The sequence below is a fragment of the Psychrobacter urativorans genome, from assembly GCF_904846675.1.
GTDB classification, from domain to species: Bacteria; Pseudomonadota; Gammaproteobacteria; order Pseudomonadales; family Moraxellaceae; genus Psychrobacter; species Psychrobacter urativorans_B.
This window is the reverse complement of sequence record NZ_CAJHBT010000002.1, coordinates 161742-174020: the sequence shown is the minus strand read 5'-3', so window position 1 is coordinate 174020 and position 12279 is coordinate 161742. Positions and strand designations below refer to the sequence as shown.

General features: G+C 41.9%; 10 protein-coding genes and 2 tRNA genes. 5 read left to right on the top strand and 7 right to left on the bottom strand.

The features are described 5' to 3' along the window. Positions 1–41: 41 nt before the first annotated feature. A complete protein-coding gene (locus tag JMY06_RS02120; protein WP_201527918.1) occupies positions 42–836 on the top strand; it encodes an ABC transporter ATP-binding protein in 795 nt (264 codons plus the stop codon). 111 nt (positions 837–947) lie between these two features. Here JMY06_RS02120 and JMY06_RS02115 read toward each other — a convergent pair whose 3' ends face one another. From JMY06_RS02115 to JMY06_RS02105, 3 genes are all read right to left on the bottom strand, one after another. Further along, on the bottom strand, positions 948–1319 hold the full coding sequence (locus JMY06_RS02115) for a hypothetical protein (protein ID WP_201615765.1): 372 nt from the start codon (positions 1317–1319) through the stop codon (positions 948–950). 28 nt (positions 1320–1347) lie between these two features. Beyond that, positions 1348–2016, bottom strand: coding sequence for a response regulator transcription factor (locus JMY06_RS02110; protein ID WP_201527914.1), 669 nt, complete (start codon positions 2014–2016; stop codon positions 1348–1350). A gap of 115 nt (positions 2017–2131) precedes the next feature. Then, positions 2132–4219 (bottom strand): PhnD/SsuA/transferrin family substrate-binding protein, encoded by a 2088-nt coding sequence (locus tag JMY06_RS02105; protein WP_201615763.1) that lies wholly within the window; start codon positions 4217–4219, stop codon positions 2132–2134. Between the two features lie 371 nt (positions 4220–4590). Between JMY06_RS02105 and JMY06_RS02100 the strand changes: the two genes are divergently transcribed. The 3 genes from JMY06_RS02100 (at position 4591) to JMY06_RS02090 (ending at position 7926) form a co-directional block, all read left to right on the top strand. Beyond that, a complete protein-coding gene (locus tag JMY06_RS02100) occupies positions 4591–5970 on the top strand; it encodes a cytochrome c (RefSeq protein WP_201615761.1) in 1380 nt (459 codons plus the stop codon). Next, complete coding sequence (locus tag JMY06_RS02095; protein ID WP_201615760.1) at positions 5967–6938, top strand: c-type cytochrome; 972 nt, start codon at positions 5967–5969, stop codon at positions 6936–6938. The genes JMY06_RS02100 and JMY06_RS02095 overlap by 4 nt, the downstream gene beginning before the upstream one ends. A 556-nt stretch (positions 6939–7494) precedes the next feature. After that, positions 7495–7926: a hypothetical protein gene (locus JMY06_RS02090; protein WP_201615758.1), complete on the top strand. Its 432-nt coding sequence runs from the start codon at positions 7495–7497 to the stop codon at positions 7924–7926. A gap of 334 nt (positions 7927–8260) precedes the next feature. On the opposite strand, the gene JMY06_RS02085 is transcribed toward JMY06_RS02090, so the two are convergent. From JMY06_RS02085 to msrB, 4 genes are all read right to left on the bottom strand, one after another. Then, a tRNA-Asp gene (locus tag JMY06_RS02085) sits at positions 8261–8337 on the bottom strand. Positions 8338–8375: 38 nt separating this feature from the next. Further along, positions 8376–8451: transfer RNA gene (locus JMY06_RS02080), tRNA-Val, on the bottom strand. Between the two features lie 291 nt (positions 8452–8742). Next, positions 8743–9234 (bottom strand): glutathione peroxidase, encoded by a 492-nt coding sequence (locus JMY06_RS02075; protein WP_201615756.1) that lies wholly within the window; start codon positions 9232–9234, stop codon positions 8743–8745. A gap of 129 nt (positions 9235–9363) precedes the next feature. Further along, positions 9364–9789, bottom strand: a complete 426-nt coding sequence (msrB, locus tag JMY06_RS02070; protein ID WP_201527904.1) for a peptide-methionine (R)-S-oxide reductase MsrB — start codon at positions 9787–9789, stop codon at positions 9364–9366. Between the two features lie 576 nt (positions 9790–10365). Between msrB and JMY06_RS02065 the strand changes: the two genes are divergently transcribed. Beyond that, positions 10366–12075: an aminotransferase class I/II-fold pyridoxal phosphate-dependent enzyme gene (locus JMY06_RS02065; protein ID WP_201615754.1), complete on the top strand. Its 1710-nt coding sequence runs from the start codon at positions 10366–10368 to the stop codon at positions 12073–12075. The last annotated feature ends 204 nt before the right edge of the window (positions 12076–12279 follow it).

The following is a 12279-nucleotide window of genomic DNA, read 5'->3' as shown; positions in this document are numbered from 1 at the left end:
ACTTAGCTTAAAACAAGAATAAAGAATAGGAAATAACGATTATGATGCAAGCCAAAGATTTGCGCTTGACCTTTAACCCAGGCACGCCTATTGAGAATCCTGCCCTACGTGGTATTGATCTTAATATCGCTAATGGTGAATTTGTGACGGTGATTGGTACTAATGGCGCGGGTAAATCAACGTTTTTGAATGCCGTCAGCGGTACCACACGCGTAGATAGTGGTTCTATCCTGCTTAACGGTATTGATGTTACTAAAAAGAGTGCCCATCAGCGCGCACATTGGGTTGCACGGGTGTTTCAAGACCCAATGGCAGGAACTTGTGAGGCCTTAACCATTGAAGAAAATATGGCTTTGGCCTATAAACGCGGCGGTAAACGTGGTCTAAGTTTTGCGTTAAACCCCAATAACCGCGAGCTGTTCCGAGAAAAGCTAGCAGTACTAAAGCTTGGGTTAGAAAACCGCCTAACTGACCGTATGGGACTATTATCAGGCGGTCAACGTCAAGCAGTAAGTCTGCTTATGGCATCGTTACAACCGTCTAAAATCTTATTACTCGATGAGCATACGGCCGCCCTTGATCCTAAGACTGCAGCGTTTGTATTAAAGTTAACGGATCAGATTGTCACCGATAATAAGCTTACCACAATGATGGTCACCCACTCGATGCAGCAAGCATTGGCGCACGGTACTAGAACCGTGATGCTACATCAAGGCGAAGTGGTGCTTGATGTCTCCGGTGATAAGCGTCAAGGTATGACCGTTCATGATTTGCTCGATATGTTTGAGCAAACTCGCGGTGAGAAAGTTGAAGATGACAGTTTGATTTTGAGTTAGTTTTAGCTAATCACTCAGTCTGTATTCAAGACCATTTTTAATTTAAAGATGGGCATTTTCTCTAATATGAGCAATTAAAACTGGTAAATCATTTTATACAAGGACTCAAAGTTACTTTTGATACCTGGATTCAATACTTGAAATAAAGTTATCAAACAGCCTATTAAGATTCTCTGCTGCCTCAATAAAAAGTTCTTTATTATTAATCCAAGCAGCATGGTAACCATCTCGTTGCAACCTAGTAGTTTCAGCAAGAAGCGCTTTTGTCCTAAAAAGGACAACTACAAGCTCCGTCAACTCCTCTTGTATAACACCACTTTTAGATGTAACTTTTAAAATATTTGTGAACTCGGGCACCAAACTAAAAAAGTCATCATCGAAATATTCAAGCTTTCTGTCCACACCAAGGAAGGATTTTCCTCCCGATTCTAATTCGAGAAAATCACCAGTAGAGGATGCGCTCAGTGCATCGATAAGTTGCATAAATACTCTTATTGCTTAAATCATAAACTTAAGAGTTAAGCATGACCAACTTTTGAATCAACTCGCTCACATGCTGTGACTCCATCTTTTTCATTACCTGCGAGCGATGTACTTCTACCGTACGCACAGAGACACCTAAATGGTCAGCGATTATTTTATTAAGATTGCCTTGCATGAGCTCATTAGTGACCAATTTTTCTTTATCAGTCAGCTGCGCGTAAAGCTTGCGAATATAGTAAAGCTTGGCACGTTTAAGCGTTAAGGCTTGCGCCCGCGCAATCGCTTCTTGTAAACGATGACTACTAATCGGCTTTTCTAAATAGTCGGCGGCACCTTTTTTAAGCATCGCGACGGCATCGGTAATCTCACCATTACCGGTTAAGGCAATCAGTGCAAGCGGACTGTGGTGTTCATTTAAATGAACTTGCAGTGCCTGCCCGCTCATATCTGGCAACATCAAATCACTAATGACCACCGCCGGATGATAAATATCAACGGTTTGCAGAAACGTCACCGCGCTCGACCATACTTGGGTCGGTAATCCCAAACTACTGATCAAAAACTCACAAGATAATCGCACACTTTCTTCATCATCGATAATATGAATCAGCAGCTGCTCAGGAGCGATGTTATCAGCTAAGCTGTCCACTAACGCCGATGAATCCTGCTTCTCATTTGGCACATCAAAAGAGTTCATACGCTACCCTACTATTTATATTGCTGATAATATTTGCCGTTTTATATATCTCATACATGTCATTTATTATTAATATTTACTATATCTAACTGTATTCTTATTACTATCGTTAACGTTACTCATCGCTGTTATTACTATCTGCTAAATGTAGCGGTAAATATAGCGTTACTTGTGCGCCCGTTGTCTGCATAAGTGGATAGTTACTGTCTGTTTGGATAAGTTGTATTTTGCTATTTAGCGAACGTTTAATACGCTGCTGATAGTGACCATCTATTGATTCTATAGTAGCCAGTTCAGTCTGTACATCGACATTACTTAGTTGCATCGTACCGCCAAGCGACTTGCATAAACGCTGACAAATCATTAACCCTAGACCCAAACCTTCTGCTTTTGTTGAGCGTACAGCCTGTTGCTGTTGATTATGCTGATTACTTGATTGATTAGCAGCCTGATGGTCTGTCAAGCGTGCTTCATCAAAACCGCCAGCATCGTCAGTGATATATAGCGCAAGCCAAGGCGTACCCTCATATTCCACCTTCTGACCGCGCAGCATAATATTTCTAGCGCCTTGCTGCCGAGCATTAAGCACACTATTAATAAGCAGTTGATCGAGCAGTAAGCTTGGCAGTTGTAAGTGCAGATAGTCACTTGCGAACCAAAAGCTAAGACCCATCGCCTTCTCCCCAAGTAACATAATGCACTGCTGATAAGTAGTTGCAATATCAACACTAATTTCATCCGGCTGCGAGCGCCCTGCCCACCGCCGAATATTGCTTATTACAGCCGCAACACGCTCAGTCTGATTGACGATTTGCTGCAATGCATTCTCTACCTTTTCCCTCTCTAAAGCTTCTTTATTGATGGCCTCTTTCTCCAAGCTATCCTTATTAGAAGGCCTATTTTTATTGAGACCCTCGTTTTGGCTACGTATCAGTAAACCCTGCGCGTAGTTCTGAATCGTAGCCAGCGGCTGGTTAATTTCATGAGCAATGGCACCACTCATCTCGCCAATAACCGCAAAGCGCTCCGACTGTCTGAGCTGATGGTCATAATCACGCAGCATTTGGTTTTGCAACAATATCTGCTGCCGACGACGCCATGCGAGCCAACTCATCCAACCATAGTTAATAGTAGATATCATAATAATAAAAAATATTAAGCTTACCCAAACTCTATGCAACTTTATCCAATCGATTACATACGCTCCCAACTGCTTTTGAGCAGGATGACGGCTCATCTCATATAAAATACGTTCGGCACTGACACTAGACTCAGGTGGCATCCAGCTCAATTCTGCGCTATTGCTATTCATAGCACCACTTTGCGCTTGCAGGGCGAATAAGTGTTGGTTTACCTGCTGAGTTAGGGTAGCTGGGGCTTGTCCTGTCGCTGCCAAGGTCCAATTGGGATAAATCTTGGTTGAGGACTGACAGCTTGAAATAGTCATTACCTGATTAATCAGCCGATACTGGCTACTATCAATTTTACCTTGCCGCGTCATCTCCTCCATCAAGCACAGCGGCGTTATTGCAGCATCTACTGCGCCACTGGCCAGTGTGCTCAGCGTAAGCTCAATAGGATAACCCACAAACTGTGTTTGATAGTGACTGGGCGGCAGTCCGTTTTGCTGTAGCGCATGGGCCACTAATAAATAACCACCAAAAGCATCTGGATCTACCGCGACTATTTTGCGCTGCTGTAAATCTTGCAATTGATAAATGTCACTATCTGCTTTGACCCACAGCGCACTGGCGATTTGCTCCATTGCGCTTGGCTCATTAACCAAAATATTTTCGTTGGCTAAGTTAAGTTTTGAGAGTGCAAACTGCTCGGACTTTTTTTCATCGCTATTTTTATATTTAATGCGGTCACGTACAGAGATATCGGACTTGTCAGTATAAGGTTGCAAAGTTGCCAGCCAACGCCAGCCAATACTGTCCATTTTAATAAATTGTATTTGCGGGCCCAAGACAAAGGCAAACTGCTGCGCTTTAATTTGTTGTTGCCAATTCTCAAGCGCGAGTGGCACTAGCACTATAGTGTCATCTACGAGCTGATCATTAAGGCTATCAAGCCATGGCTGCCAACGCTGTTGAGCAGCCGCCTCGCCTTGCGGTGCCAGTACTCCCAAATAGTAAGTCTGTGCATTGGCATTAGTTAGTGGCAGCAGCACAGTTATAAGTAAAGCTATAAATGTAGACATCACTAGCAACACAGGCGTAAATACGACTCTTGTCAAAACGTAGCTTACCCCTGTTATCTGCTACTTAAGCGGCTTTATTGACTAAAGCCTTAAAAATAATGTGGTTTTCCACAATATCACTATGTTACCAGTTGTCCTATACTATAGGACAGAATTGTATCTTTTAAATAACTTGGTTTTATTTTATTAAGCCTGACTTCCAAAAGCTTAATTTATCGAAGACTTAACAGATATACAAATAATAAAAACGTATAACCGCACTTAGCTTATCGATCGGTACTAGATTAAACAACATCTAGACTAAGCAGTATTTAGAGTAAACAGCAGCTAACGATAAGCTAGGCAAATATCTCATTACGGAGGGCAGGCTTGTGAAAAAGTGGCCATTAATTATTCTTATCGCAGCAGCCATTGGGCTGGCAGTCGCCTTTATTATTGGGCAACTACTGCCAAATATGCGCACTACTAATAGCAGCATCGAAGTCAATATTGCTGACCCCGCCTTAATTGAACAAGGCCAATACGTCGCACGCACTGCCGACTGTGTCGCTTGTCATACGGTACTTGGCGGTGAAGACTATGCCGGCGGCTTGCCTATGCTGACCCCACTTGGCGCCATCTATTCAACCAATATTACCCCAGATAAAGAAACCGGTATTGGTAACTACACCTTTAACCAATTCAAAAATGCCGTCAAGCACGGTGTCCGTAGTGACAATAGCGCATTATACCCTGCTATGCCGTATCCATCTTACCAAATCATGCCTGACGACGACATGGCAGCGATGTATGCCTTCTTTATGTCAGATGTCAAAGCCGTTAATAAACCGAATATAAAAGGTGAGCTACCACCGATTGCGAACTGGCGCTGGCCGTTGGCTTACTGGCAAGTATTGTTTGACCGTAAACGTGACTTTGTTCCAGAAACTGATGATGCCGTATTAGCCCGTGGTCAATACCTCGTCGAAGGCCCAGGTCACTGCGGCTCTTGTCATACCGAGCGCGGCATTGGCTTCCAAGAAATCGCTTTGACTAACGCTGATTCTGAAGAATACTTAAGCGGTGCAGTCATTGATGGCTGGCGCGCAAAAAGTATCCGAGGCGAGCATCGTGGTCTAGGTACTTGGACAATCGATGAGCTAAACGAATTCTTTAAGACCGGTCGCACAGATACCACTGCTGCCTTTGGCGCGATGGCTGATGTGGTTGAGCACAGCACCCAATATATGACTGACAATGACGTAAGTGCCATGTCATCGTATCTAAAAACGCTTGCCCCTGCGCCTAATAAAGAAGTGACTCTGCCGGTGAAAGAAGACGTCACTACCGAGAAATTATTAGCTGGTAACTATGACTCACGTGGCGCGCTGCTATATGTAGAATATTGCACCGTCTGTCACCGCGCTGATGGTAAAGGTGTCCCGCGCATCTTTCCAGCACTTGATGGCAATAGCGCTGTTTATGCTCGTAACGCAGACTCTGTCCTACAAATCACCCTTGGTGGTGGCCGTATGCCTGAGACGCCTCACGACCGTATGGCATTTACTATGCCAGAGTTCACCAATCTAGCCGATGCTGATATCGCAGAAGTGGTCAACTATGTGCGTAATAGTTGGACTAACCAAGCGCCTGAAATTGATGTGAATGACGTGGTGAAAATGCGTGCATTCCTCGCCAAAAAACCAAAAACGGCTACTGATATCGCCCCAGATCTAAGCGTCACTGCTGCAGCAAAAGGAGCAAAACAATGAATAAGTCGCCACTTAACATTTCTCATAAGCCCACCGTTGCTAGCGCTGTCCCTCGCAGACTCACTATCCACCGTTTGAACACAGCAATACTTACCGCCGCCGTATTCGCCGTCGGCATTAGTGGCTGCTCACAGCCTGATCCCATTGAGCGTAATACGGCTGAATATAAACTGGTCACCGCTGACGACGCCAACGAAGATATTGGTACTTATGTTATACCGCAAGACACCTCTATCTTAGATGAGCCCAACGCTGACAGCATCTTATACGGTAAGCGCTTACTAAACGAAACCAAGCGTCTATTACCAGATAATGTGGGTGCCAGCATGAACTGTAATAGCTGCCATATTGCCCAAGGCAAAATCCCACTGGGTGACCCCTATATCAACAGCTTTAACAATTATCCAAAATTCATGCCGCGTTCAGGTAAAGAGCTAGACTTAACCGCCCGTATCAATGGCTGCTTCCAGCGCTCCATGAACGGCAAGGTACTCGAACGTGAGTCACCTGAAATGATAGCGATGTTGGATTATATGGAGTGGCTGGCGCAAAACACCCCCAAAGCCCAAAAAGTCGATATCAATAACGCTGGTAAAGTTGATGAATCATTGGCCGGTGACCCCGTACACGGTGAGAAAATATACCACGCCCAGTGCGCAACCTGTCATGGTGACAATGGCGAAGGCATTAAAGACAGCCGTGGCGATATCGTCTTTCCACCGCTATGGGGTGATGAATCCTTTAATATCGGTGCCGGTATGGCACGGACTTACAAGGCCGCCGCTTTTGTGAAATATAACATGCCAATGGGTATCCAAACCCAAGGGCTATGGGGCCATGGCAACGTCTTAAGTGATCAAGATGCCGTCGATGTGGCCGAGTTCTTTACTCACATGCCGCGCCCTGATTTTGCAGGTAAGGTCAATGACTTTCCTTCCGGTAAAAAACCTAAAGATGTTCGTTATTAAACGTTATATAACAAGTTAATAACGTCCTCTACAAAAAACCTCAAGCGCTTCTTAATAGCCTTGAGGTTTTTTGTAGAGTGCTATGCTGGTGTTAACAAGTTGGATTAGGCTTAATTTTCCCTGATAGCATTCGTTTCGTCTTCTCAAGGGATCAAGCCCAAATTAATCGAGAAGATAGGCTCTATTCATTTTATTGTGAATTGACTATACTAGAAAGTGTAAGAGTCTAACCAATAATAGACTTTTCACAACGAACTCAACAGTAAAGACGGTTTAGAAGTTACTGGAAGCCCAAGAGAGCCATATCCGTATCACTACACCGTTAAAAATAAGTCGTACTCCGCTTTATAAGTATTTTCGAGCTGATTGAAATCTACTCATTCAAGTATTAAAGCTATGGAATACTTATTGAAGCTATGGAATACTGATGATGCTAACGCACTGGTAAACTATAGATCATAGTTAACTCCCGTAGTCCTTATAATTATGGGGAGCAGGCCAGCTCACTAAGCTTAAATTCTATAAGCTTTAATTAAAAAAGAAAGGATGCTTAATCATGAAATCTAAAACTAAAATAAAACCGCAACAAGAAACTTTTATTCACATCGTGCACAGTAAGCGCCTAAAGCCTCTAAAGAAGCAACCGGCTGTAAAATGTGTTGAGGCCGTAAAAAATATTGATAAACACTATCTTGCCGAATTGGCTGGGTCTGATGAGTACGTATCAATTGCATTTTGTTATAAAAACTATAACGAAGAAGCCAACCCACGTCTCAGTGAAAATGAAAGCTGTGCCATTATTAGTGTTGCTAAAGCTAAAGAGTTATTACATACCGAAGTATTAGCCGAAGAGGCTTTGACCTCGGTCAGCATTATTTTGTTTAGTGCGGTATCTCAGACCTTTGGCGGTTTCTTGACTGATGGTGAAACCAGCAAGCGCTATGTGCTGTCTAAAGGTACAGAGTATGCAAACTTATCATCACTGTAAAAACAATAAGCAGTAGTTAGGTTTGTTGTTTTTACTGAATGATCATTAAACAACTCAAGCTGGTGTGTTTTATAATTAAAGCACACCAGCTTTTTGACGAGAGTATCTGGTTATTTTATACTTTTAATGTTTTCAATACTTTTAATTATTAGCATTTATCCACGATTTGTAGGTTATCTACTCTTACTATTCAACTAAACCATACCCCTAGCCATTTTTATAACCCATCTTTTAAAGTTTATAATATAAAAAAACACAGACACAAAAAAACCTCAAGTAAATTAATACTTGAGGCGAAACTTGCTTAAACTTACATTTAAATTCGTTTTAAATATGGCGCAGCGGACGGGACTCGAACCCGCGACCCCCGGCGTGACAGGCCGGTATTCTAACCAACTGAACTACCGCTGCTTAGGTCGTTTTAGCATGTTTTACCACGTGCTAAGAAGTGGTGGGTGATGACGGGTTCGAACCGCCGACATTCTGCGTGTAAGGCAGACGCTCTACCAACTGAGCTAATCACCCTTGAGAAACATGTAAAAAAGCACTGTTTTTTAGTTTCGCAAGAGAAAATGTTTTAAATAACATTTTCTGTATTCAGTTAACTAAAACTGTCACATTCTAATTAATTATTTCTACAACCTAGAACTAATTAAAGCCCCTTGCTGTGGGTGTGTATTATATAGATGTACGTCTGCTTGTCAAACACTATTTTTCCTTTTCATGCTTATTTTGAACAGTGTTTACTCTTAATGGTAGCAAGCAGTTGTTTTTATTGATTTTATATTTTCATGTAAACTATATAACATCCCCAACTTATTTCGTACGATTAGCTAATGCTTGCTCAATATCAGTTTTAATATCCTCGGGCTTAGTGGTTGGTGCATAACGATCGATGACTTGCCCATCACTACCGATTAGAAACTTAGTAAAGTTCCACTTGATACCGTCTGTTAACACCCCGCCTTTTTGTTCTTTTAACCAATCAAAGATAGGGTGCGCATCACTACCTTTAACATCTACCTTAGCCATCATTGGAAACGTTACGCCGTAGTTCTTTTGACAAAACGCGCCAATCTCATCATTGCTGCCGGGGTCTTGACTACCGAACTGGTTACAAGGAAAACCGATAACCATCAAGCCTTGGTCTTTATACTGCTGATACAGCGCTTCTAAGCCTTCAAACTGCGGAGTGAAGCCGCATTTGCTGGCGGTGTTAATAATCAGCACTACCTGATCTTTATAGTCAGCAAACGCTTGCTGGGTGCCATCCATACGCTCGGCCGTAAAATCGTAAATGCTACTCATCATTTGTCCTTAATTTAATAGATTACTTTTACAATCTATTAAAATATTATTAATTAATAACCGACAGTTGATAAGATGAGTATGTTTAATCACCCTATCAATTGCCGGTCATATTTTTGTTTTAGCTATTTATTTCGCTTCTTTATCTAAATCAATAGACACGGAGTTGATGCAATAACGCATGCCAGTAGTCTCACGTGGTCCATCAGGGAATACGTGGCCTAAATGCGCGCCGCAGTTATTACAGGTCACTTCGGTACGGCTCATGCCTAGAGAATTATCGACATGCTCATCAATAGCGCTGTTATCGATACCTTGATCGAAGCTCGGCCAACCGCAACTGGCATCAAACTTGCTTTCTGAGTCGAATAATTTAGCTCCGCAGCCCTTACAGCGATAGATACCTTTATCTTCAGTATCGTTATAAACGCCAGTAAATGGACGCTCTGTGCCCTTTTCACGCATTACATGATATTCATCGGCACTAAGACGTTGTTTCCAATCAGCTTCTGTTAATTGGGCAATCTCTTCTTTATTAAGTTCACTGTCTTGCATGGTTATTCCTTACTCATGGTTTGTATATTTAGTATTAATAGTATTACTTACTTGCAAAGATATAGTACTTTCTATTGCTCATGCAATGGATAGCGGTTAATTTTTACCAAACCTACACGTGATTACTTAGCTTTTATTCAATCACTTAATAGGCTGTCAAGAAATATTTTAACCAACCACTGCAAAGCAAAATTTATATTGCTAACCTTACTGTTGACACTATAGTCTTAACCCTTCTGACGCACTGGTTTATAACTTTTCACCTTCTAGAATTAAAATCCTAAAATTAGGAATAGCTAAATTAATGATTCAATAACTGCAAGTATATCTTGCATATTTTTACTAAAAAGAACTTGCGTGTTACTTGTAAATGCAATAATATCTTGCATTAGGCCATACGTAAAACTTATGTATTCAGCCTTACATTACACGGCAACTTGCATTACTAAAAACACTTCAATCTTCGTAAGACTGAATTAGAAAGGTTTATTAGCTAACAAAATCATAATGGGGTCATTACACACTTATTAAAGACTAATGAAATTAGTCTTATTGGCATAAAAGGCTTGGATGATTATGAATACTGAAAAGGATAAACTGGCACAGGCAGAACGCCTAGTCCGGCTACGCCGCAAAAAGGGTCTGACTGCCGAGCAGTTGGCACAAGCGATGACTAAAGCCGGTGCAAAAGTCAGTCGCGGCGCAATCTCTAACTGGGAGCGAGGTACTAACGGCATTCTATCTTCCAAGCTGCCGACGCTTGCACGTATCTTGGGTTGTAGTGAAGGCTATTTATTACGAGGGGATCTTAATGCTGAGATCAACAGTGGCAGCACTAAGAATAATATTAACGAAACCACACTCAATAATAATAAGAGGGAAACTATGACGACTGAAAACAATGCGAATGGCAAGAATGTCACTTTAGCAGTGCCTACAGATACAACAAACGACTCTGAAACTGAAACCACTAAGCAAAACCAACAATCATCACAACCAACAACAGCTAGCCGAACAAATTCACAATATAGACCTACTATGGATGGTAACCCTATGTCTTCATTAAAAAAATCTGATAAATTAAAAAATGTCTGCTATGACATTCGTGGTCCTTTGCTAAAAACTGCTAATAAAATGGAAGCAGAAGGTCAACGTATCCTTAAGCTGAACGTGGGTAATCCAGCACCTTTTGGCTTCCATGCCCCGCATGAAATTCTTCGTGATGTCGCCATGAACTTACCTGAGGCGATTGGCTATTCGGACTCGCAAGGTATCTTTGCAGCCCGTAAAGCGGTATTGCAATACTATCAATCAAAAGGACTATTGTCAGCGGTCGATGTAGGCGATGTGTATTTAGGCAATGGTGTGTCTGAGTTAATCGTCATGACCATGCAAGCATTGATGAATGATGGTGACGAAGTCTTGATTCCGATGCCAGATTATCCATTGTGGACGGCGGCAACTAACCTTTCTGGCGGTACAGCGGTACATTATCGCTGTAATGAAGAAGACAATTGGCAGCCTGATATTGAAGATATCAAAGCAAAAATCACCAGCAAAACCAAAGGTATTGTGGTTATCAACCCGAATAACCCAACGGGTGCGCTATACTCGGATGATATCCTCAAGCAAATTATCGAAGTTGCCATTGAGCATGATTTAATTATCATGGCTGATGAGATTTATGATCGCGTGCTTTATGACGACACGGTGCATACGCCAATGAGCACCTTGACTGACGATGTACTCATCATATCTTATAACGGTCTATCAAAATCGCATCGTATTGCAGGCTTTCGTGCTGGTTGGATGATGCTATCAGGTAGGAAACAGCACGCCAGCGACTTCATTGAAGGCTTGGACATGCTCGCTTCTATGCGACTGTGCTCAAACGTACCAGGACAATACGCTATTCAAACCGCAATGGGCGGTTATCAAAGCATGAAAGACCTAACCTCAAAGAAAGGTCGTTTGCACAAGCAGCGTGAATTGGCTATAACCCGTCTTAATGCGATTAAAGGTATTTCTTGTACCATGCCTCAAGGGGCATTTTACTGTTTCCCAAAGATGGATCCTGCTGTTTATCCGATTAAAGATGATATGCAATTTATGATGGATTTATTACTTGAAGAAAACGTCTTAATGGTACAAGGTACTGGTTTTAACTGGGATACGCCCGACCACTTCCGCTTAGTATTCTTACCTAATTTACATGATTTAGAAGATGCCATGGATCGCTTGGATCGCTTCTTTGCTAAGAAACGCCAGCAATATGGGACTAATTAAATAGTAGTGGCTAAATTGCAGCAGCTAGAGAACACCAACTAAACTTTAATATCTTTTATAAAAGTTTAGTAATGAAAAAACGCTTATAGGCACTGGGCTTATAAGCGTTTTTTATTAAGTTTTTAAAGCAAATTAGTAATTGTTAATTTAATGAGCTTGCTTTAAAGCCTTCAACAACTAATATCTTATTTTATTAATAATTAA